Source organism: Stenotrophomonas sp. 1L-E-5-B-C3 (genome assembly GCF_057292075.1).
The window spans coordinates 192,124-213,270 of sequence record NZ_JBXAWS010000004.1 but is presented as its reverse complement, the minus strand read 5'-3'; the positions used below and the strand labels follow the sequence as shown (position 1 = coordinate 213,270).

At 66.5% G+C, this 21,147-nt stretch carries 19 protein-coding genes; 11 read left to right on the top strand and 8 right to left on the bottom strand.

Going from position 1 to position 21,147, the window contains the following annotated elements; genetic code table 11:
• Positions 1-40: 40 nt before the first annotated feature.
• The 4 genes from AC0Z6F_RS07430 to AC0Z6F_RS07415 all read right to left on the bottom strand — a co-directional run bounded on the left by AC0Z6F_RS07430 (position 41) and on the right by AC0Z6F_RS07415 (position 3,804).
• Entirely contained in the window at positions 41-1,258 is a 1,218-nt protein-coding gene (locus AC0Z6F_RS07430) for an RNA polymerase sigma factor (protein ID WP_012510407.1), read from the bottom strand.
• Between the two features lie 207 nt (positions 1,259-1,465).
• A complete protein-coding gene (locus AC0Z6F_RS07425) occupies positions 1,466-1,975 on the bottom strand; it encodes a pathogenicity-like protein (protein WP_012510408.1) in 510 nt (169 codons plus the stop codon).
• Between the two features lie 4 nt (positions 1,976-1,979).
• Positions 1,980-2,900 (bottom strand): acyl-CoA thioesterase II, encoded by a 921-nt coding sequence (tesB, locus tag AC0Z6F_RS07420; RefSeq protein ID WP_004148214.1) that lies wholly within the window; start codon positions 2,898-2,900, stop codon positions 1,980-1,982.
• Positions 2,901-3,027: 127 nt separating this feature from the next.
• Positions 3,028-3,804 (bottom strand): enoyl-CoA hydratase/isomerase family protein, encoded by a 777-nt coding sequence (locus AC0Z6F_RS07415; protein WP_012510409.1) that lies wholly within the window; start codon positions 3,802-3,804, stop codon positions 3,028-3,030.
• A 34-nt stretch (positions 3,805-3,838) separates the two neighbouring features.
• Between AC0Z6F_RS07415 and AC0Z6F_RS07410 the strand changes: the two genes are divergently transcribed.
• Positions 3,839-4,285 carry a copper chaperone PCu(A)C gene (locus tag AC0Z6F_RS07410; protein ID WP_180889301.1) on the top strand — a complete coding sequence of 149 codons (447 nt, stop codon included), beginning with the start codon at positions 3,839-3,841 and terminating at the stop codon, positions 4,283-4,285.
• A 54-nt stretch (positions 4,286-4,339) separates the two neighbouring features.
• Here AC0Z6F_RS07410 and AC0Z6F_RS07405 read toward each other — a convergent pair whose 3' ends face one another.
• The 3 genes from AC0Z6F_RS07405 to uvrA form a co-directional block, all read right to left on the bottom strand.
• Complete coding sequence (locus tag AC0Z6F_RS07405; protein ID WP_004148249.1) at positions 4,340-5,065, bottom strand: hypothetical protein; 726 nt, start codon at positions 5,063-5,065, stop codon at positions 4,340-4,342.
• Positions 5,066-5,150: 85 nt separating this feature from the next.
• Positions 5,151-5,558: an acyl-CoA thioesterase gene (locus AC0Z6F_RS07400; protein ID WP_004148280.1), complete on the bottom strand. Its 408-nt coding sequence runs from the start codon at positions 5,556-5,558 to the stop codon at positions 5,151-5,153.
• Entirely contained in the window at positions 5,558-8,548 is a 2,991-nt protein-coding gene (gene uvrA, locus AC0Z6F_RS07395) for an excinuclease ABC subunit UvrA (protein ID WP_065722483.1), read from the bottom strand. The genes AC0Z6F_RS07400 and uvrA overlap by 1 nt, the downstream gene beginning before the upstream one ends.
• Before the next feature lie 350 nt (positions 8,549-8,898).
• Between uvrA and rplU the strand changes: the two genes are divergently transcribed.
• The 3 genes from rplU to cgtA all read left to right on the top strand — a co-directional run bounded on the left by rplU (position 8,899) and on the right by cgtA (position 10,760).
• On the top strand, positions 8,899-9,216 hold the full coding sequence (gene rplU / locus AC0Z6F_RS07390; RefSeq protein WP_004148331.1) for a 50S ribosomal protein L21: 318 nt from the start codon (positions 8,899-8,901) through the stop codon (positions 9,214-9,216).
• Between the two features lie 11 nt (positions 9,217-9,227).
• A complete protein-coding gene (gene rpmA / locus AC0Z6F_RS07385; protein WP_004148333.1) occupies positions 9,228-9,491 on the top strand; it encodes a 50S ribosomal protein L27 in 264 nt (87 codons plus the stop codon).
• Between the two features lie 216 nt (positions 9,492-9,707).
• Positions 9,708-10,760: an Obg family GTPase CgtA gene (gene cgtA / locus AC0Z6F_RS07380; RefSeq protein ID WP_004148388.1), complete on the top strand. Its 1,053-nt coding sequence runs from the start codon at positions 9,708-9,710 to the stop codon at positions 10,758-10,760.
• Positions 10,761-10,979: 219 nt separating this feature from the next.
• Here the strand turns inward: cgtA and rpsT are convergent, their stop codons facing one another.
• Positions 10,980-11,249 (bottom strand): 30S ribosomal protein S20, encoded by a 270-nt coding sequence (gene rpsT / locus AC0Z6F_RS07375; protein WP_004148449.1) that lies wholly within the window; start codon positions 11,247-11,249, stop codon positions 10,980-10,982.
• Positions 11,250-11,366: 117 nt separating this feature from the next.
• On the opposite strand from rpsT, the gene murJ reads away from it, so the two are divergent.
• From murJ to AC0Z6F_RS07340, 7 genes are all read left to right on the top strand, one after another.
• Positions 11,367-12,971 (top strand): murein biosynthesis integral membrane protein MurJ, encoded by a 1,605-nt coding sequence (murJ, locus tag AC0Z6F_RS07370; protein ID WP_065722482.1) that lies wholly within the window; start codon positions 11,367-11,369, stop codon positions 12,969-12,971.
• A 75-nt stretch (positions 12,972-13,046) separates the two neighbouring features.
• Complete coding sequence (locus tag AC0Z6F_RS07365) at positions 13,047-13,994, top strand: bifunctional riboflavin kinase/FAD synthetase (protein WP_153675104.1); 948 nt, start codon at positions 13,047-13,049, stop codon at positions 13,992-13,994.
• On the top strand, positions 13,991-16,822 hold the full coding sequence (gene ileS / locus AC0Z6F_RS07360) for an isoleucine--tRNA ligase (RefSeq protein WP_485616866.1): 2,832 nt from the start codon (positions 13,991-13,993) through the stop codon (positions 16,820-16,822). Before AC0Z6F_RS07365 ends, ileS begins: the two co-directional genes overlap by 4 nt.
• Entirely contained in the window at positions 16,822-17,346 is a 525-nt protein-coding gene (gene lspA / locus AC0Z6F_RS07355; protein WP_004148459.1) for a signal peptidase II, read from the top strand. The genes ileS and lspA overlap by 1 nt, the downstream gene beginning before the upstream one ends.
• A 27-nt stretch (positions 17,347-17,373) precedes the next feature.
• Positions 17,374-18,324, top strand: a complete 951-nt coding sequence (ispH, locus tag AC0Z6F_RS07350; RefSeq protein ID WP_004148461.1) for a 4-hydroxy-3-methylbut-2-enyl diphosphate reductase — start codon at positions 17,374-17,376, stop codon at positions 18,322-18,324.
• Positions 18,325-18,518: 194 nt separating this feature from the next.
• The gene (locus AC0Z6F_RS07345) at positions 18,519-20,402 is read left to right on the top strand and encodes a M61 family metallopeptidase (protein WP_485616865.1); all 1,884 of its coding nucleotides are present in this window, start codon (positions 18,519-18,521) and stop codon (positions 20,400-20,402) included.
• Positions 20,399-21,064: a lysoplasmalogenase gene (locus AC0Z6F_RS07340; RefSeq protein WP_012510417.1), complete on the top strand. Its 666-nt coding sequence runs from the start codon at positions 20,399-20,401 to the stop codon at positions 21,062-21,064. The genes AC0Z6F_RS07345 and AC0Z6F_RS07340 overlap by 4 nt, the downstream gene beginning before the upstream one ends.
• Positions 21,065-21,147: the final 83 nt, after the last annotated feature.

Sequence of the window (21,147 nt, the reverse complement as noted above, 5' to 3'; positions counted from 1 at the left end):
GTGAATGACGACAACGCCGGCGCACTGCCGGCGTTGTCCGTTACAGGCGGCCGCTGCGCATCAGTGAGTACACCACCAGCGCGATGACCATCAGGTTCATGGCGATGATGCCGGTGCGGCCGTACATCGATTCGAACTTCCAGTTGATGCCGGTTCGTCCGCGCCGCGCCGAATCGCGCGCGATCATCGGTGCCATCACCCGCTGCAGCGGCACCAGACACTGGTAGTTGACCACGCCCAGGCCTATCGCCAGCACCGTCAGCTGCGTCCAGACCGGCGCCTGCAGCATCACAGCCAGCAGGATCGCCAGGCACCAGAACATGCCGGTGATGATGTTGAGGTACAGGAAGCGGCGCACGTCGCGGCGCTCGGACGCCGTTTCGGTGTACGACATCAGGAAACGTCCGCCCAGATAGCTGCCGATCGCTCCACCGACCACGCCGCCGATCACCGCCCCCCAACTTTCGGCCGGCAGCACGTGCAGTTGGCCCAGCGTGGCAGTCAGCGAGCCCATCGCGGTGCCGCCCGCAGCGCTGGCGCCGCCAAGGCCAAGTTTGCTGCCGCCGATGCCGACGCCTGTGCCGAGCAGGATCGCGGCGCTGGCCGTGCCGGGCGCGGCCACCAGTACCATCGATACCACGGCAGTGGCGAACGCTGCGCTCGGCGCGCTGCTGCGGGCGAATTCACCGAAGCGCTGCAGCAGGCCATCGCGCACCAGCGCGCGGGCGCGCGACAGGCGCTTGCGCACGGCGGCGTCACTCAGCCCGAGCAGGTCGGCCACCTGCTGCGAGCGCTGCCCTTCGCGGTAGTACAGCAACAGCACTTCGCGGCTGTCGGCCGGCAACGCGGAAATGATGTCCTCGGCGGCGATTTCCTCTTCCACCCGTTGCAGGCGGTCGGCCGCGCCCGGGGCCGGGTCGGCGGCCATGCCCAGTGCCACTTCGGCCGCCTCGCCGGTCAGTGGCCGGCCGCGCTGCGCGCGCAGCCAGTCGCGGGCCAGGTTGCGGGTGATCTGCCGCAGCCACGGCAGGAAGCTGGTCGAACTGCGCAGTTGATGCAGCTGCTGCCAGCCCTTCACGAACGCTTCCTGGGCGATGTCCTCACTGGCCTGGCGGTCGCGGGTAATGGCCAGCGCGATGGCGGTGACCGTGTTCTGGCAGGCCAGAACGATGCGCCCATAGGCATGCTGGCAGCCGCCAGCGGCCGCAGGCAGTTCGCGTTCCAGGGTCTGGTCGATCGATGCGGCGAAGGTCGTCATGGCGGCGGCTCTCCTGCTGGGATTGTGTCCCATGACGGAGCTGCGTGCCCAATGTGACCAGCATTCTGCGCGGTAGTGCCGGCCGCTGGCCGGCAACCTCATGACAAAAAAGGGGACGGAGGGGATTAAGTCGTTTGTGCCTCAAACGACTTAATCCCCTCCGTCCCCTTTTGCGGTTGCCGGCCAGCGGCCGGCACTACCCGTGCGTTATTTCGAGGGCTGGATGCGGACCCGGATTTCTTCCTCTTCCGGTGCGGCCTGCGGAGCCGATTGTGTCTGCTGCGGCTGGGCCTGCGGGGCAGGGGCCGGGGCAGCCGGCGCGGGGGCGCCACGATGGCGCAGGCCGATCACCAGCGCCACGCCGGCGATCACCACCAGCAGGCCGATGCGGATGCGCCAGGCCCAGCCGCGGCCGCCGCTGGGGGCGGCGACGTCATCGCGGAAAGCGAACTCGGCGGTGGGATGATCGCGGCGGGTTGTGTCGAGCAGGCGCGCGTCGCGCAGGATCTCGCGCGCCCGCGGCTGATCGTCGGCACGCACGATCCACACCGCCGGGTAGGCGTTGGCGTTGCCCAGTTCGGTATAGCTGAACTGGCCACGGCGACGGGTCTTGTACGAGCGCCCATTGGTCACCTTGACCTCGATACCATGCTCGCGCAGGAGCTCGGCGACGCCTTCGACGGTTTCCACGCGCTGGCTGCTGAAAATCTGACGCATCGGATCAATCCTTGGCCGGCACGGCGGCCGCTGCTGCCTGGTCGGGAACGACGCGGATCAGGCCTTCCTGCGCGGTGCTGGCGACGAGTACGCCATTACGGGTGAAGAACTGGCCGCGGGCCAGGCCGCGCGAATCCTGCGCGCTGGGGCTGTCCAGCGAGTACAGCAGCCAGTCGTCGGCGCGGAACGGGCGGTGGAACCAGATCGCGTGGTCCAGCGAGGCCATCTGCACGTGCGGGTGGTAGTAGCTGATGCCGTGCGGGAACGTGGCGGTGCCCAGCAGGTGGAAGTCGGAGGCATAGGCCAGCAGTGCCTGGTGCAGCTCCGGGGCATCGCCGACCGGCTCGCTCAGGCGCAGCCACACCTGGTGGTAGGGCGGGCGCTTGGGCGGGTTGAGTTCGTCACGCGGGTAGACGTGGCGGAACTCGAACGGGCCGCCGCGTGACAGCCAGCGCTGCACCTTGATCGGCAGCCGTTCCAGCACTTCAGCCGGCAGCGGCCGGTTCGGCTCGATGTCTTCCGGCTGCGGCACCTCGGGCATCTTGTGCTGATGCTCGGCACCGGTTTCGGCCTGCTGGAACGAGGCCGCGCAGAAGAAGATCACCTTGCCGTGCTGGATCGCAGTGACCCGGCGCACCGAGAAGCTGCCGCCGTCGCGGGTGCGGTCGACGTCGTAGACGATCGGGTGGTCGATGTTGCCGGCGCGCAGGAAGTAGGCGTGCAGCGAGTGCACGTGGCGGCCGTTGTCGACCGTGGCCTGCGCCGCAGCCAGCGCCTGGCCCAGCACCTGGCCGCCGAACACGTACTTGGTGCCGATGTCGCGGCTCTGCCCGCGGAACAGGTTGTCCTCCAGCCGCTCCAACGTGAGCAGGTCGATCAGCTCGGAGACGACGGGTTCGGGCGTGTCGTTCAAGGGGGCGGCCACAGCAATGAAGATGCCCCGATTATACCGGTGCAGGCCAGTCCATCATCGGTAGTGCCGGCCGCTGGCCGGCAACCTCATGATCCTCCTGGGGCACCTGCGGTTGCCGGCCAGCGGCCGGCACTACCGGTTACTTGCCCAGCCGGGCGACCAGTGCCTGCAGGGCGTTCTGCGCATCCGGGGCGAACCAGGCCTCGACAAAGCGGTCGAGCTGGATCAGGTCCGGCTGCAGCGCCACGTGCAGGTCGGCACGGGCAATCGCGCGGGTCAACAGCATCGGCTGGCGCGGTTGCTTGAGCAGGTTCTGCAGCCAGGCCACCGCACGTGCCACCACCAGGTCGCCCTCGGCCAGTTCATCGACCAGGCCGATCTGCACGGCCTGTTCGGCCGGCACCAGCGAACCGGTGGTCAGCAGGACGCCGGCGCGGTGCACGCCGACTGCGCGACGCAGCAGGCGCTGGATGCCCTCCGGCGCGATCAGGCCCACCTGCACTTCGTTCAGGCCGATCGCATACGGGCGCGACGGATCGGCGCTGCGCGCCATCACCCGGTAATCGCAGCACAGGGCCAGCACGCAGCCACCGGCCGGGGCGTGGCCGGTGATCGCCGCGACCACCGGAATGCGGCTCTCGGCCAGCGTGCGCACGGCGCCAAAGAAGGCGTTCCAGGTGTCCAACAACTTGTGCTTGTCATCGCCATGCGAGAGCAGATGCGGCACGTCCATGCCGCCGGTGAAGACACGCTCGCTGCCCGACAGCACGATGCCGTGCGCGTCTTCGGCCATGGCCAGTTCAATGGCGTGGATCAACTGCCGGCACAGTTCGGTGTCCAGCGCGTTGACCGGCGGCCGCGCCAGGCGCAGTTCGCGGATGGGGCCATGGTTGATCACCTCGATGAGCGTCGTCATGCTGCGGTCTCGTTGCGAAGAAGGAACCTGGGCGATGATAACCAAACCATTCGTTGGCGTACTGTTGGTTCTGTGTGCGGCCGCAGCATCGGCCTCGGCGGCGGAACCGGCCTGCGTCACGGTGGAGCAGGGCTGGGCGCGGCTGCCGCCGAACCCGGCGATGCCGATGACCGCCGGCTACGGCGTGATCCACAACGGCTGCAGCAAGGCGGTGGCGATCACCGGCGCGACCAGCAGCAGCTTCAACGATGTGTCGCTGCACGAAACCACGATCGTCGATGGGGTCAGCCGGATGCGCGCGATCGAGCGTCTGCCGCTGGCACCGGGCGCGCGCGCCGAGCTCAAGCCCGGTGGACTGCACCTGATGCTGATGCAGGGCAAGGGTGCGTTGAAGGAAGGCCAGGTGCTGCCGCTGCGGCTGCAGCTGGAGGGCGGTGGCGAGGCCTGCGCCACACTGACGGTGCGCAAGGTTGCCCCGTGATGCACTGCCCGTTCCGCCGGGCCATGCCCGGCGAGCGCGTAGCGCGGTGAGGCTTTACGACCAGTCGTACGAGAACAGCACCGTGCGGCTCACCGGCTCGTACAGCATCACGATCGCGTCGGCGCCGGTGGCGCACCAGTTGTAGCCGGCTACGTCGGCTACGGCGAAGAACTTGTTGCCATCGCGGGTGATGATCACCGTTTCGGCATCGTCCGCAGCGTTGGGATCATCGGCAGCCTCGGTAAAGCCCAGTTCGAAGGCCGCGGGAATTTCTGCGGTTTCGGTCCAGTTGCCGAAACCGATCGGGCCACCGAGCGTATCCAGATAATCGCGCTCGCTGGCCTCACCCTTGCCGTAGCGCGAGTAGCAGGCGAGACGACCGTGTGTGGCATGGTAATCGCGGGCCTTGGCGTAGCTCTCGCGCATCTGCACGATGTGCTCCTGCGCATCCTTGTCCTGCACCGCATCGCCGATGAAATAACCCTCGTTGCCGAGGAAACGCATCTCGTTGCCAGCGGTCAGCTCGAAGGCGATCCAGTTGGTGCCGGTGAACGCGTTGTGGTGTTCTTCAGTGGTCTCGCCGATGCAGCCGTCATACGGCTCGATCGGGCACAGCATCGTCGCCACCTGGCCGGCCAGTTCCGGGCGCAGCACGCCCAGGTCGATCTTCAGCAGCGGCAGCAGGTGCTGGCCGAGCCAGGATTGGTCGGCAGTGAAGACGTCGGCGGGGAAGGGGACCATGCCGGGCAGCAGGTCGCGTAGTTCAGTCTGGTGGATCATGTCAGTCCTTTGAACGGGAACGTTAGCGCCGGGCCATGCCCGGCGGGGCCAATGCCGACCAAGGTCGGCATCTACCGAGGGCGCGTCAGCTCGACGCGTTGCGGATCGCCTCCGGCAGCGGTGCGCTCTTGCCGGTCTGCGTATCCATCCACACCACCACCACGTTGCCGTCGGAATACAGCTTCGAGTCGTCCTGCTGGTCGACGATGCGATGACCGATGGTCACGCTGCTGTTGCCGAGGCGCTCGACGAACAGTTCGACCAGGATGTCGTTGGGCCATACGATCGGCAGCCGGTAGTTGACGTTGGTCGCGGCCACCACCGGTGCGATGCGGTCGGTCATCGACACGCCTTCCACACCCAGCATCCAACGCACGCGCGCTTCTTCCAGGTAGGAGATGTATTTGGCGTTGTTCACATGGCCCATGCTGTCCATGTCACGCCAGCGCACGCTGATCGGAACGCGTGCCAGGATCTTGTGCTCGTTGCTCATCAGGCATCCTTCTTCTTGCGGGGCGAAGCGGTCTTGCTGGCCTTGCCGGTGCTCTTGGCAGCGGCCGCCTTCTTCGTCGGCTTCTCCGGCTTGACCTTGCGCGGCGGGCGCGCATCGGGCTTGTTGGCCACGGCGGCGGGCTGGTCCGGGCGCGCGCTGGTGGACGGCAGCATGCGGGCCAGGAACTGGCCGGTATACGACTGCGGGCAGGCCGCCACGTCTTCCGGCGTGCCGGTGACCAGGATGGTGCCACCGCGATGACCGCCTTCCGGGCCGAGATCGACGATCCAGTCGGCGGTCTTGATCACGTCCAGGTTGTGCTCGATCACCACCACCGTGTTGCCTTCGTCGCGCAGCTTGTGCAACACGCCCAGCAGCGCTTCGATGTCGTGGAAGTGCAGGCCGGTGGTTGGCTCGTCGAGGATGTACAGGGTGCGGCCGGTATCGCGGCGCGACAGTTCCTTGGACAGCTTCACGCGCTGCGCTTCACCGCCGGACAGCGTGGTCGCGCTCTGGCCCAGCTTGATGTAGCTCAGGCCCACGTCCACAAGTGTTTCCAGCTTGCGCGCGATCGACGGCACCGGCTCGAACAGCTTCAGTGCATCCTCGACGGTCATTTCCAGCACGTCGCTGATGTTGAAGCCCTTGTAGACGATCTCGAGCGTCTCGCGGTTGTAGCGCTTGCCGTGGCAGACATCGCAGGGCACATACACGTCCGGCAGGAAGTGCATCTCGACCTTGATCAGACCATCGCCCTGGCAGGCCTCGCAGCGGCCACCGCGCACGTTGAAGCTGAAGCGGCCCGGCGAGTAACCGCGTGCACGCGCTTCGGGCACCTGCGCGAACAGTTCGCGCAGCGGGGTGAACAGGCCGGTATAGGTGGCCGGGTTCGAGCGCGGGGTGCGGCCGATCGGCGACTGGTCGATGTCCACCACCTTGTCGAACAGGTCCAGGCCATCGATCTCCTTGTAGGGGGCGATCGGGTGCGAGGCACCGTTGATCTCGTTGGCGGCCAGCGAGAACAGGGTGTCGTTGATCAGCGTCGACTTGCCCGAGCCGGACACACCGGTCACGCAGGTCAGCAGGCCCGACGGAATCGCCAGGTCCACGCCCTTCAGGTTGTTGCCGCTGGCGCCGCGCAGGTGCAGCGTCATCTTCGGGTTCGGCTTGTGCCGGCGCGCCGGGATCTCGATCGCACGCTTGCCCGACAGGTACTGGCCGGTCAGCGAACGCGGTGCCTCCAGGATGTCCTGCAGGGTGCCCTGGCCGACGATTTCGCCGCCGTGCACGCCCGCGCCCGGACCGATGTCCAGCACGTAGTCGGCCAGGCGGATCGCGTCCTCGTCATGCTCGACCACGATCACCGTGTTGCCAAGGTCGCGCAGGCGGGTGAGGGTGCCGAGCAGGCGTTCGTTGTCGCGCTGGTGCAGGCCGATCGACGGCTCGTCGAGCACGTACATCACGCCGACCAGGCCGGCGCCGATCTGGCTGGCCAGGCGGATGCGCTGCGCCTCGCCACCGGACAGGGTGTCGGCCTTGCGCTCCAGGGTCAGGTAATCGAGGCCAACATCGACCAGGAAGCCGAGGCGTTCGCCAATCTCCTTGACGATCTTCGATGCGATCTCGCCGCGCCAGCCTGGCAGGCTCAGTTCACTGAAGAACTTCAGGGCCTCGTCGATCGGCAGCACAACCAGCTCGGGCAGCGGGCGGTCGGCCACGAACACGTTGCGCGCGGCCTTGTTCAGGCGTGCGCCGTTGCATTCCGGGCACGGCCGTTCGCTGATGTACTTGGAAAGCTCCTCGCGCACCGCCGGCGACTCGGTTTCCTTGTAGCGCCGTTCGAGGTTGGGAATGATGCCCTCGAAGCGGTGCTTGCGCTGGGTGCGGCCACCGGCTTCGGTGAAGTAGGTGAAGGTGATCGCTTCATCGCCGCTGCCATACAGCACGGCCTGCTGCACGCTGTCCGGCAGCGAGTTCCACGCCGCGTCGACGTCGAACTTGTAGTGCTTGGCCAGCGAGGCGATCAGCTGGAAGTAATAGGCGTTGCGGCGGTCCCAGCCGCGCACGGCACCGGCGGCCAGCGACAGCTCCGGGTGCACGACCACGCGCGAGGGGTCGAAGAACTCGGCCATGCCCAGGCCATCGCAGCCGGGGCAGGCGCCCATCGGCGCATTGAACGAGAACAGGCGCGGTTCCAGCTCCGGCAGCGAGTAATCGCAGACCGGGCAGGAATACTTGGAGGAGAACAGCGTCGGCGTGCTGTCGGCAGTGTCCAGGCTCTGCACCGAGGCCATGCCGTCGCCCAGCTTCAGCGCAGTCTCGAAGCTCTCGGCCAGGCGCTGCTTGATGTCCTCGCGCGGGCGGAAGCGGTCGATCACCGCTTCGATGGTGTGCTTCTGGCGCAGTGCCAGCGCTGGCACCTCGTCGATCTCGTACAGCTCGCCATCCACGCGCACGCGCACGAAGCCCTGCGCGCGCAGCTGGTCGAACACCTGGGCGTGCTCGCCCTTGCGGTCGCGGATGACCGGCGCCAGCAGCATGTAGCGCTGCTCCGGATCCAGCGTCAGCACGTGGTCGACCATCTGGCTGACCGTCTGCGCTTCCAGCGGGTAGCCATGGTCTGGGCAGCGCGGAGTGCCCACGCGGGCATACAGCAGGCGCAGGTAATCGTAGATCTCGGTGATCGTGCCGACCGTCGAACGCGGATTGTGCGAGGTCGACTTCTGCTCGATCGAGATCGCCGGGGACAGACCCTCGATGTGGTCCAGGTCCGGCTTTTCCATCACGCTCAGGAACTGGCGCGCATAGGCCGACAGCGACTCGACGTAGCGGCGCTGGCCTTCTGCATAGATGGTGTCGAACGCCAGCGAGGACTTGCCCGAACCGGACAGACCGGTGATCACGATCAGCTTGTCGCGGGGCAGGTCGAGGTCGAGGTTCTTCAGGTTGTGCGTCCGCGCGCCGCGGATGCGGATGAAATCCATCGCCATGGGGGATCCGGTTGTGGGGGCGTTGGCTGGATGCCGGGCCAGCAGGGAACGGCAATCGGTCAGCCTACCGAGGTGACCAGATGGGGGCAATGGGCGACAATGCCAGCCCGGAGTCTCACCTGCTGAGACCGCCCGACAGCTTTGTGTAGAGCCGAGCCATGCTCGGCTGCCTGGGCCCCGTGCCGTTCAGCCGAGCATGGCTCGGCCCTACAGGGGCGGGGGAAGGGCCGCCCGGGGCCATTCAGGGGGTTGACTTGACCCGCCCTGGCCCCTCTGCGTACAATTCCGCTCCTGTCCGCCCTCGATGGCGACAGTCCATAGACCACAATAACTACAGAGGAAGTCTGGTCATGTACGCAGTACTGGTCACCGGCGGTAAGCAATACCGCGTGGCGCAGGGCGAAAAGCTCCGCATTGAAAAGCTCGAAGTCGAAGTCGGCAGCGAGATCAAGTTCGACAACATCCTGCTGCTCGGCGACAGCGATGGCATCAAGATCGGCGACGCCCTGAGCGGCGCTGCGGTCACCGCCACCGTCCTGTCCCAGGGTCGTGCTGACAAGGTCCGGATCATCAAGTTCCGTCGCCGCAAGCACCACATGAAGCGTCAGGGTCACCGTCAGTACTACACCGAAATCGAGATCACCGGCATTGCCGGTGGCAGCAAGTAAGGAGATAGGTCATGGCACATAAAAAAGGCGTAGGCTCTTCGCGCAACGGTCGCGACTCCAACCCGAAGTACCTCGGCGTCAAGATCTTCGGCGGCCAGGCCATCGAAGCCGGCAACATCATCGTGCGTCAGCGCGGCACCCAGTTCCACCCGGGTTCCGGCGTTGGCCTGGGCCGTGACCACACCCTGTTCGCCCTCGTGGACGGCAAGGTGGAGTTCTCGGTCAAGGGCGCCAAGAAGCGTCGCACCGTCAGCGTCGTGTCGGTCGAAGCCTGATAAGGCTTGGCCAGCTGCCATGCCCCGGCATGGCGTCGCTGGTCGAATCGCACGCTGCATGAAGAGCCCCGCTTCGGCGGGGCTTTTCGTTGGAATCAGTGGTACAACGGGCACGGCCCGATCGCGGGGCGCGGCCCCGACAGCTGGAGCGCATCCGGCACGACATTCAAGCAAGGCAGCGGCACGCAGGCCGCGCCCATCGCAGGCATCGAAACAATGAAACTGGTAGACGAAGCAGAAATCGAAGTGTTCGCCGGCAACGGCGGCAACGGCTGCATTGGCTTCCGTCGCGAGAAGTTCATTCCGCTCGGCGGCCCGGACGGCGGCGACGGCGGTGCGGGCGGCAGCGTGTACATCCGCGCCGACGAAAACCTGAACACCCTGGTCGACTTCCGCCATGACCGCATTTTCAAGGCGCAGCGCGGCGAGAACGGCATGGGCCGCCAGGCCTATGGCAAGGGCGGCGAAGACCTGACCATCACCGTGCCGGTTGGCACCGTGATCATCAACGTGGCCACCGACGAAATCATCGGCGACCTGACCCAGCATGGCGACCGCCTGCTGGTGGCGCAGGGCGGCCGTGGTGGCCTCGGCAACATGCACTTCAAGAGCTCGACCAACCGCTCGCCGCGCCAGGCGCTGCCGGGCGAGCCGGGCGAAGAGCGCACGCTGAAGCTGGAGCTGAAGCTGCTGGCCGATGTCGGCCTGCTGGGCTTCCCCAACGCTGGCAAGAGCACCCTGATCCGTGCCGTTTCGGCGGCGACGCCGAAGGTGGCCGATTACCCGTTCACCACGCTGTACCCGAACTTGGGTGTGGTGAAGGTGGAGAACTACCGCAGCTTCGTGATTGCCGACATTCCGGGCCTGATCGAAGGCGCCGCCGACGGTGCCGGCCTGGGTGCGCAGTTCCTGCGCCATCTGCAGCGCACCCGCCTGCTGCTGCACCTGGTGGACATTTCCCCCATGGAAGGCGGCGTGGAAGGCATTTCCCCGGTCGAGCAGGTGCGTGCCATCGAGCGTGAGCTGGAGAAGCACGACCCGGAGCTGCTGCAGAAGCCGCGCTGGCTGGTGCTGAACAAGGCCGACCTGATGTTCGAGGACGAGGCCAAGGCTGCAGCCGAGCAGATCGTCGCCGAGCTGGGCTGGAAGGAGCCGTGGTTCCTGGTTTCGGCGCTGGGCCGCGAAGGCACCTTCCCGATCATGAGCCGGATCATGGCGTTCTTCGATCGCCAGAAGGAAGATGAGCTGGAAGCCCGCAACGCGCTGTAATGCCGTTGTGGTTCCGCGCGAAAAACCCGGCTTCGGCCGGGTTTTTTTTGTTGTGGTAGTGCCGGCCGCTGGCCGGTCACTGGGGTTGCCGGCCAGTGGCCGGCACTACCGGATCGCGCGGACCCCGTGGATCGCCTGGATCGCAGGCAACAAAAAACCCGGCCGAGGCCGGGCTTTTGTCTGCAGCCCAACCCCGAAGGGCAGGGCGGCAACGCCGGATCAGGCGGCCGCGAGGGCCTTGATGCGGTCGTTCAGGCGGCTCTTATGGCGAGCAGCCTTGTTCTTGTGGATCAGGCCACGCGCGCTGAAGCGATCCAGGATCGGCTGGGCAACGGCGAAGGCGGCTTGGGCGCCGGCGGCATCGTTGGCGTCCAGCGCCTTGATCACTTTCTTGACAGCGGTGCGCAGCATCGAGCGCTGAGCCACGTTGCGCGCGTTGCGCACGACGGTCTGCTTGGCGCGCTTCTTGGCGGACTTGATATTGGCCACGGTGGTGGTTTCCTGAAAAAATCGGTGTTATGGGAACAGCAAGCTAGCTAGTATGATGGCCCGAGAAATGCACGTCAAGTCGATTGTCAAGAGGGACGCTGAGTGAGTTCACCGAAGATGTTGCGAGGCCTGCTGTCGTTCAGCAGCATGACCATGGTCTCGCGGGTGCTCGGACTTGTCCGTGACCAGGTGATCACCACCACGTTCGGCACCAATGCGGTTACCGATGCGTTCTGGGTTGCCTTCAGGGTACCCAATTTCCTGCGGCGATTGTTCGCCGAGGGCTCCTTCGCCACCGCATTCGTGCCGGTGTTCACGGAAGTGAAGGAGACCCGCAGCCACGCCGAACTGCGTGAACTGATGGCCCGCACCGCCGGCACCCTGGGTGGGGTGCTGATGCTGGTCACCGCGCTGGCGCTGATCTTCGCCCCACAGCTGGCCTCGGTCTTCTCAAGCGGTGTTGATACCGACCCGGTGAAGCAGGGCCTGCTGGTCGACCTGTTCCGGCTGACCTTCCCGTTCCTGTTGTTTGTCTCGCTGACCGCGCTGGCCGGTGGTGCGCTGAACAGCTTCCAGCGCTTCGCGATGCCGGCGCTGACCCCGGTGATCCTCAACCTGTGCATGATCGCCGGCGCGCTGTGGCTGGCGCCGCGGCTGGGCGGCACCCCGGAGAAGCAGATCCTGGCACTGGGCTGGGCGGTGCTGGCCGCCGGCCTGCTGCAGCTGCTGTTCCAGCTGCCTTCGCTGAAGGGCATCAACCTGCTGACCCTGCCGCGCTGGGGCTGGAGCCATCCGGGCGTGCGCAAGGTGATGACGCTGATGGTGCCGACCCTGTTCGGTTCCTCGGTGGCACAGATCAACCTGCTGCTGGACACCGTCATCGCCGCCAAGCTGACCGACGGCTCGCAGTCCTGGCTGTCGCTGGCAGACCGCTTCCTGGAGCTGCCGCTGGGCGTGTTCGGCGTGGCGCTGGGTACGGTGATCCTGCCGGCGCTGGCCCGTCATCATGTGAGCACCGACCGCGAGGGCTTCTCGCGCTCGCTGGACTGGGGCCTGCGCATGACCCTGCTGATCTCGGTGCCGGCCATGCTGGGCCTGCTGCTGCTGGCCGAACCGCTGATCGCGACCATCTTCCAGCACGGCCAGTTCAGTGCCTTCGATACCCGCATGACCGCGCTGTCGGTGTACGGCCTGAGCTTCGGCCTGCCGGCGTTCGCCCTGCTGAAGGTGGTGCTGCCGGCGTTCTATGCGCGCCAGGACACCAAGACCCCGGTGCGCGCCGGCGTGGCCGCACTGGTGGCCAACATGGTGTTCAACTTCGCTCTGCTGGCGGTGCTGTACCAGGTGATGGTGCCGGACGAACTGAAGGCGCAGGGCGTGATGGCCGCCATCGGCAAGCAGCCGGGCCTGCACCTGGCGTTGGGCATCGCCAGCGCGCTGTCCAGTTACCTGAACCTGGGCCTGCTCTGGTACTGGCTGGGCAAGACCGATGTCTACCAGCGTCGGCCGGGTTGGGGCGGCTATCTGGTACGCCTGCTGCTGGCCTGCGCGGCCATGGTCGGCGTACTGCTGGCCCTGCTGTACTGGCTGCCGGGCTTCTCGGCGATGGGTGCATGGGAGCGGATCGGCGCACTGGCACTGCTGGTCGGCGGCGGTGGCGCGACCTATGCGGTGGCCATGGTGGCAATGGGCTTCCGCCCGCGCGACCTGCGCGGGCATTGATCGCGGCCTGTGGCGGCTATACTTCAGGGTTACACCATTGAAGCGGCGGCCCCGGTTGGGCCGGAACGAGAGTTGATGAGCAGGCTGTTCAGAAGCGTCGAGGGCGGGGAGCTGTTCCCCAACGGAAGCGTGGTCTGTATCGGTGCATTCGACGGCCTCCATCTGGGCCATCGTGCGCTGGTCCGCCACGCGGTTGCCCGCGCGCGCGCCTTGGGCGTGGCCGCAGTTGCCGTGGCGTTCGAGCCGTTGCCGCGTGAATTCTTCGCCCAGGGCACGCCGCCGCCGCGGCTGACCCTGGCGCGCAGCAAGGTCGAGATCCTGCGCGAGCTCGGCGTCGATGCGATCGGCCTGCTGCGTTTCGACGCAGCGATGGCGGCGATGCCGGCCGAGACGTTCGTACGCCAGCTGCTGGTCAATCGCCTGAGTGCGCGTGAGGTCTGGATCGGTCCGGAGTTCTGTTTCGGCAACCGTCGTCGCGGCGACCTGGCCCTGCTGCAGAAGCTCGGCGCCGAGCTCGGTTTCAGCGCTGGCGAGATCGAAGCGGTCGACCTGCATGGCGAGCGCATTTCCAGCACCCGCATCCGCCAGCTGCTGCAGGACGGCGACTTTGCCCGTGCCGGCGACCTGCTCGGCCGCCCGTATGCGATCAGCGGCCGGGTGGTGCGTGGGCGCCAGCTTGGCCGTACGCTGGGCTTCCCTACCGCCAACCTGCGTTTCCCGAAGACCCCGGCGTTGTCGGGCATCTACGCAACCTGGGTGCACGGCGTGTTCGACCAGCCGTGGCCTTCGGTGTCCAGCTTCGGCACGCGGCCGACCGTGGAGGGCGTGGAGCCGTTGCTGGAAGCCCACCTGTTCGATTTCCAGGGCGATCTGTACGGGCGCCACATCGACGTCGAATTCGTCGCCAAGCTGCGCGACGAAGAAAAATTCAATGATCTGGCGGCGCTGACCGACCAGATGCACCGTGACGCCGAACAGGCGCGCGCCATCCTTTCCGAACATAGATTGCGAGCCACTGCGTGAGCCAGGACTACAAGACCACCCTGAACCTGCCAGCCACCGAATTCCCGATGCGCGGCGACCTGCCCAAGCGCGAGCCGGGCATTCTGGCGCGGTGGGAAGAGCAGGGGCTCTACCAGCAGCTGCGCGACAACGCCGCCGGCCGCCCGCTGTTCGTGCTGCATGACGGCCCGCCGTACGCCAACGGCCGCATCCACCTCGGCCACGCGGTCAACAAGATCCTGAAGGACATCATCGTCAAGTCGCGCTACCTGGCCGGCTTCGATGCGCCCTACGTGCCGGGCTGGGACTGCCACGGCCTGCCGATCGAAATTGCGGTCGAGAAGAAGTGGGGCAAGGTCGGCACCAAGCTCGACGCCGTCGAGTTCCGCCAGAAGTGCCGCGAGTTCGCCGAAGAGCAGATCAACATCCAGCGCGTGGACTTCAAGCGCCTGGGCGTGACCGGTGACTGGGACAACCCGTACAAGACCCTGAGCTTCGACTTCGAAGCCAACGAGATCCGTGCGCTGGCCAAGATCGTGGCCAACGGTCACCTGCTGCGCGGCGCCAAGCCGGTGTACTGGTGCTTCGACTGCGGTTCGGCGCTGGCCGAAGCGGAGATCGAGTACCACGAAAAGGAATCGCCGGCGATCGACGTGGCCTACGCCGCGCGCGATGCGCAGGCCATCGGCCAGGCGTTCGGCGTGAGCGTGCCGGCCGATGTGGAAGTGGCCGTGCCGATCTGGACCACCACCCCGTGGACGCTGCCGGCTTCGCTGGCGGTGTCGCTGGGCGCGGAGATCAACTACGTGCTGGCCGAAGGCCCGGCGCACAACGGCAAGCGCCGTTGGCTGGTGCTGGCCGCCGCCCTGGCCGAGCGCGCACTGCAGCGCTACGGCGTGGAAGCGGTGGTGCTGCACGGTGAGGCGGACGGTTCGGCGCTGGAAAACCAGCTGCTGGCGCACCCGTTCTATCCGGAGCGCGAGATCCTGGTGCTCAACGGCGAGCACGTGTCCGACGAGGACGGTACCGGTGCGGTGCACACTGCCCCCGGCCACGGCCAGGAAGATTACGTGGTCAGCCAGAAGTACGGCCTGCTGGACAAGTACAACGCTGGCCAGGTCACCCCGATCGACGGCCGTGGCGTGTACCTGGAATCGACGCCGCCGGCGGGTGACGTGGTGCTGGCCGGCCAGCATCTGTGGAAGGCGCAGGAGGCCATCGTCGGCGTGCTGCGCGACAACGGTGCGCTGCTTGCCTTCCACCCGATCCGCCACAGCTACCCGCACTGCTGGCGCCACAAGACGCCGGTGGTGTTCCGCGCCACCCCGCAGTGGTTCATCTCGATGGACAAGGCCAACCTGCGCAACGATGCGCTGGCCGCCATCGACACCGTGGGCTGGTTCCCGAGCTGGGGCAAGGCGCGCATCCAGAGCATGGTCGATGGCCGCCCGGACTGGACCATTTCGCGCCAGCGCACCTGGGGTGTGCCGATCGCACTGTTCACCCATCGCCAGACCGGTGAGATCCACCCGCGTTCGGTGGAGCTGATGCGGCAGGTTGCCGACCGCGTTGAAGCCGAAGGCATCGACGTGTGGTACTCGCTGGACGCCAGCGAACTGCTGGGTGCCGAAGCGGCCGACTACGAGAAGGTCACCGACATCCTCGATGTCTGGTTCGACTCGGGCGTGACCCATGAGGGTGTGCTCGCCGCGCGTGGCTTCGGCAAGCCGGCCGACCTGTACCTGGAAGGTTCCGACCAGCATCGTGGCTGGTTCCAGTCCTCGCTGCTGACCGGCGTGGCGATCGACAAACGCGCGCCGTACAAGCAGTGCCTGACCCACGGCTTCACCGTGGACGAGCACGGCCGAAAGATGTCCAAGTCGCTGGGCAACGGCATCGAGCCGCAGGACATCATGAACAAGCTGGGCGCGGACATCCTGCGCCTGTGGATCGCCTCGGCCGACTACAGCAACGAGATGTCGCTGTCGCAGGAGATCCTCAAGCGCAATGCCGACGCCTACCGTCGCCTGCGCAACACCGCACGCTTCCTGCTCGGCAACCTGGACGGTTTCGATCCGGCCCAGCACCTGCAGCCGCTGGACCAGATGGTCGCGCTGGACCGCTGGATCGTGCATCGCGCGTGGGAACTGCAGGAGAAGATCAAGGCGGCCTACGACGGCTACAACATGGCCGAGATCGTGCAGCTGTTGCTGAACTTCTGCAGCGTGGACCTCGGTTCGCTGTACCTGGACGTGACCAAGGACCGCCTGTACACGATGCCGACCGATTCCAGCGGTCGCCGTTCGGCACAGAGCGCGATGTACCACATCGCCGAAGCATTCACCCGCTGGGTCGCGCCGATCCTGACCTTCACCGCCGACGAGCTGTGGGGCTACCTGCCGGGCGAACGCGCCGAGCATGTGCTGTTCACCACCTGGTACGACGGCCTGGCGCCGCTGCCGGCCGATGCCCAGCTCAACGCCGCCGACTTCGACCAGCTGCTGGCCGTGCGCGAGCAGGTGGCCAAGGTGCTCGAGCCGATGCGCGCCAACGGCGCGATCGGTGCCGCGCTGGAGGCGGAGATCACCATCGCCGCCAGCGAAGAGCAGGCCGCGCGCTGGCAGCCGCTGGCCGATGAACTGCGTTTCCTGTTCATCAGCGGCGACGTGCAGGTGCGCCCGGCGACCACCGACGAGGTGTTCGTCAGCGCGCAGCCGACCACCAAGGCCAAGTGCGTGCGCTGCTGGCACCACCGCGCCGACGTCGGCAGCAATGCCGACCACCCGGAACTGTGCGGCCGCTGTGTGAGCAACATCACCGGTGCCGGTGAAGTGCGGAGCTGGTTCTGATGGCCGCGCCCCGTCCGCATCCGAACGCCCTGGTCTGGCTGCTGCTGTCGGCGGCCATCATCGGCCTGGACCAGTGGTCCAAGGCCTGGGTTCTGTCGAGCCTGCCGGAGTTCCAGCCGGTGGTGGTCATCGACGGCTTCTGGAACTGGTACCGCACCTACAACACCGGTGCGGCGTTCAGTTTCCTGAGCGACGCCGGTGGCTGGCAGAAGCACTTCTTCACCGTGCTGGCGATCGCCATCAGTGGCCTGATGGCCTGGTGGCTGCGCAGCACCGCCCGTGGCAACTGGAAGGCGGCGGTGCCGTATGCGCTGATCATCGGCGGCGCCATCGGCAACGTGATCGACCGCCAGGTGCATGGCCACGTGGTCGATTTCATCCAGTGGTACGTGGGCAGCTACACCTGGCCCTCGTTCAACATCGCCGATTCGGCCATCGTGGTCGGTGCCGTGGGCATCGCCCTGTTCGGCCTGTTCGAAGGCAAGTCCGCCAAAAAGGCGGATAATGCCAACCCGAAACCGTAAGCCGGCCGCTGCCGGGAGACTGAACTGATGGATGTGCTGCTCGCCAACCCGCGTGGATTCTGTGCCGGCGTCGATCGTGCGATCGAGATCGTCAAGCGCGCGATCGAAACGCTGGGCGCGCCCATCTATGTCCGCCATGAAGTGGTGCACAACCGCTTCGTGGTCGATGACCTGAAGCAGCGCGGCGCGATTTTCGTCGAGGAACTGGATGAAGTGCCGGACAACAATACGGTCATCTTCAGTGCGCACGGCGTGTCCCAGGCCGTGCGCCAGGAAGCCGAACGCCGTGGTCTGAAGGTGTTCGACGCCACCTGCCCGCTGGTGACCAAGGTCCACTTCGAAGTGGCCCGCCACTGCCGTGCCGGCCGTGACGTGGTGCTGATCGGCCACGCCGGTCACCCGGAAGTGGAAGGCACCATGGGTCAGTGGAACCGCGAAGCCGGTACCGGCCAGATCTATCTGGTGGAGGACGTGGAGCAGGTTGCCACGCTGCAGATCAAGCAGCCGGAAAACTTCGCCTACACCACCCAGACCACGTTGTCGGTGGATGACACGCGCGGCATCATCGATGCGCTGCGCGAGCGCTTCCCGGCGATGCAGGGCCCGAAGAACGACGACATCTGCTACGCCACGCAGAACCGCCAGGATGCCGTGCGCGACCTGGCCAAGCGCTGCGATCTGGTGCTGGTGGTCGGCTCGCCGAACAGTTCCAACTCCAACCGCTTGAGCGAGCTGGCCCGCCGCGAAGGCGTCGAGTCGTACCTGATCGACGGTGCGCACGAGATCGACCCGGCGTGGGTGGTGGGCAAGCAGCACATCGGCGTGACTGCGGGTGCCTCGGCGCCGCAGGTGCTGGTCGATGGCGTGCTGGCGCGGCTGGCCGAGCTGGGTGCCAACGGCGTGGGCGAGCTGGACGGCGAGCCGGAATCGATGGTGTTCGCGCTGCCGAAGGAACTGCGCCTGCGCCTGGTCGACTGACCGCGGCAGGTGTTCGCCGGGCATGGCCCGGCGCTACCGGGTGTGTGTCATCCACGCATGGTGTGGATCTACTGCGTTGGTGGGTGCGGACCGTTGGTCCGCACTGATGGTCGCACCACCATGACCTTCGGCCATGGGGCCGCGCACGCGACAGGCCTAGCATCAAAGGTTCTACCGCTGCTGGAACCTGCCCGATGAAGACCCGTGCCCTGGTGATGTCCGTGCTGTTCGCGCTGGCTGCCACGCCTGCGCTGGCGCAGACCTCGCCCCCGGCGAACGCAGCGGCCCCCGGCTTGCTGCGCATCGATGTGGACGCGCGTGACCTGGCCCGGCGCATCTTCAAGGTGACTGCCACGGTGCCGGCCAAGCCCGGCCCGATGACCCTGCTGTACCCGCAGTGGATTCCCGGCAACCATTCGCCGACCGGCCCGATCGACAAGCTGGCCGGGTTGCGCGTGACTGCCAACGGCAAGCCGCTGGCCTGGCAGCGCGACCAGTTCAACGTCTATGCGTTCAAGGTGAACGTGCCCGAGGGCGTGAGCGAGATCGTCGCCTACTTCGATTTCCTGTCCTCGCAGGGCGGCAGCCAGGGCCGGGTGGTGATGACCCCGGAAATGCTCAACCTGCAGTGGAACGCCAATTCGCTGTACCCGGCCGGAGTCGATGCGCGCAACCTGCAGGCGCAGGCCAGCGTGACCCTGCCCAAGGGCTGGTCGTTCGCCACTGCGCTTGAAACCGCACGCCGCGACGGTGACACCGTGGTGTTCAAGCCGATCTCCTATGACCATCTGGTCGATTCGCCGTTGTTCGCTGGCGAGCACTACCAGCGCATCGATCTCGATCCGGGCGCAAAGGTGCCGGTGCATCTCAATGTGTTTGCAGACGAAGCCAAGTCGCTGAAGCCGAGTGACGCGCAGATCACGATGCACCGCGCGCTGGTGCAGCAGGCCGACAAGCTCTATGGCGCGCGCCATTACAACCACTATGAGTTCCTGCTGGCGTTGACCGACCGCCTCGGCGGCATCGGCCTGGAGCATCACCGTTCCAGCGAGAACAGTGCCGACCCGGGGTACTTCACAGAGTGGGACAGCAACGCGTGGATGCGTGATCTGCTACCGCACGAGTACACCCATTCCTGGAATGGCAAGTACCGTCGCGGCGCCGATCTGGCCACCGCCAATTTCAACGTGCCGATGGGCGACAGCCTGCTGTGGGTGTACGAAGGCCAGACCCAGTTCTGGGGCCAGGTGCTGGCCGCGCGCTCTGGGTTGTGGTCGACCGCGCAGGCGCGCGACATGCTGGCCAACGTGGCCGCGACCTATGACCGTGGCCGCCCGGGACTGGCCTGGCGCCCGCTGCAGGACACCACCAACGACCCGACCATCGCCCAGCGCCGCACGCTGCCGTACCGCAATTACCAGATGAGCGAGGACTATTACTCCGGCGGCCAGATGCTGTGGCTGGAAGTGGAGGGCAAGCTGCGCGAGCTGAGTGGCAACCGTCGCAGCCTGGACGACTTCGCGCGTGCGTTCTTCGGCGTCGGCAATGGCGACTGGGACGTCAACCCGTACACCTTTGATGACGTGGTCGCGACCTTGAACGGCATCGCCCCGTATGACTGGGCCACGTTCCTGCGCGGGCGCCTGGACGGTCATGGTTCGTTGACCGGCGGCCTGGAACTGGCGGGCTGGAAGCTGGTCTATCGCGATGCCCCGAACGATGCCTACAAGGCGCAGGAGAAGCGCGCCAAGGCGGCGCTGCTGGCGTATTCGCTGGGCGCGACCGTGCTCGACAGCGGCACGGTCGGTGATGTGATCTGGGACAGCCCGGCGTTCAATGCTGGCCTGGCGCCGGGCATGAAGGTGATTGCAGTTGGCGGGCGCGAGTACAGCAGCCAGCGGCTGAAGGATGCGGTGGCGGCAGCAGCAAAGGACAAGGCACCGATCGTGTTGCTGGTGAAGCAGTTCGACCGCATCGAAACGATGAGCATCGCCTACCACGGTGGCCTGCAGTACCCGGTGCTGGAGCGCATCACCGGCAAGCCTGACCGCCTGGCGGATCTGTGGAAGGCACGATGAAGCCGCGCGCCCGCGATGGCGTGATCCTGTTGATGGCGATCCTCGCCATCATCGGCGCGTTCCTGCACGGCGATGGGCGCTGGCTGCATTGGCTGGCCAAGCCGGCCACCACGCTGTTGATCGCCGCCATCGCCTGGCGCGTGCATGATCCGGCGCAACCGTTCTACCGCCGCGCGGTGCTGGCCGGCATGCTGCTTTCGTGCGTGGGCGACATTGCGCTGATGCTGCCGGTGGATGCGTTCGTACCGGGGCTGGTCGCCTTCCTGTTGGCGCACCTCTGCTACATCGTCGCATTCCACGATGGCTTGCGTGCCGGTCGTGGCCTGGTCGGCGCCAGTGTGCTGCTCGGTGCATTTGCCGTGCTCAACGTGCTGGGCCTGTGGCCGCACCTGCCCGCACCGATGCGTATTCCGGTACTGGCGTACGTGGTGGTGCTGGCGTCGATGGCGGTGCTGGCCCTGGCACGGCAGTGGGGCAGCCCGCAGCCCGACGCCGTGGAAGCCCGAAGCGCCCGCTGGGCCGCGGCGGGTGCATTGCTGTTCGTGGCCAGTGATTCCCTGCTGGCCTGGGACCGCTTCGCCGGTGGCCTGCCGCTGGCCAGCCTGCTGGTGCTGTCCACGTACTACGGCGCGCAGTACGCCATCGCGCGCTCGGTGAAGTAGCAAAAAGGGGACGGAGGGGATTAAGTCGCAAACCGCACCAAGGCACATGCGACTTAATCCCCTCCGTCCCCTTTTTTTTGTGG

Coding starts and splice junctions, on each gene's coding strand:
- AC0Z6F_RS07430 (WP_012510407.1), bottom strand. CDS start 1,258: ATGACGACCTTCGCCGCATCGATCGACCAGACCCTGGAACGCGAACTG.
- AC0Z6F_RS07425 (WP_012510408.1), bottom strand. CDS start 1,975: ATGCGTCAGATTTTCAGCAGCCAGCGCGTGGAAACCGTCGAAGGCGTC.
- AC0Z6F_RS07415 (WP_012510409.1), bottom strand. CDS start 3,804: ATGACGACGCTCATCGAGGTGATCAACCATGGCCCCATCCGCGAACTG.
- AC0Z6F_RS07410 (WP_180889301.1), top strand. CDS start 3,839: ATGATAACCAAACCATTCGTTGGCGTACTGTTGGTTCTGTGTGCGGCC.
- AC0Z6F_RS07405 (WP_004148249.1), bottom strand. CDS start 5,065: ATGATCCACCAGACTGAACTACGCGACCTGCTGCCCGGCATGGTCCCC.
- AC0Z6F_RS07400 (WP_004148280.1), bottom strand. CDS start 5,558: ATGAGCAACGAGCACAAGATCCTGGCACGCGTTCCGATCAGCGTGCGC.
- uvrA (WP_065722483.1), bottom strand. CDS start 8,548: ATGGCGATGGATTTCATCCGCATCCGCGGCGCGCGGACGCACAACCTG.
- rplU (WP_004148331.1), top strand. CDS start 8,899: ATGTACGCAGTACTGGTCACCGGCGGTAAGCAATACCGCGTGGCGCAG.
- rpmA (WP_004148333.1), top strand. CDS start 9,228: ATGGCACATAAAAAAGGCGTAGGCTCTTCGCGCAACGGTCGCGACTCC.
- cgtA (WP_004148388.1), top strand. CDS start 9,708: ATGAAACTGGTAGACGAAGCAGAAATCGAAGTGTTCGCCGGCAACGGC.
- murJ (WP_065722482.1), top strand. CDS start 11,367: ATGTTGCGAGGCCTGCTGTCGTTCAGCAGCATGACCATGGTCTCGCGG.
- AC0Z6F_RS07365 (WP_153675104.1), top strand. CDS start 13,047: ATGAGCAGGCTGTTCAGAAGCGTCGAGGGCGGGGAGCTGTTCCCCAAC.
- lspA (WP_004148459.1), top strand. CDS start 16,822: ATGGCCGCGCCCCGTCCGCATCCGAACGCCCTGGTCTGGCTGCTGCTG.
- ispH (WP_004148461.1), top strand. CDS start 17,374: ATGGATGTGCTGCTCGCCAACCCGCGTGGATTCTGTGCCGGCGTCGAT.
- AC0Z6F_RS07345 (WP_485616865.1), top strand. CDS start 18,519: ATGAAGACCCGTGCCCTGGTGATGTCCGTGCTGTTCGCGCTGGCTGCC.
- AC0Z6F_RS07340 (WP_012510417.1), top strand. CDS start 20,399: ATGAAGCCGCGCGCCCGCGATGGCGTGATCCTGTTGATGGCGATCCTC.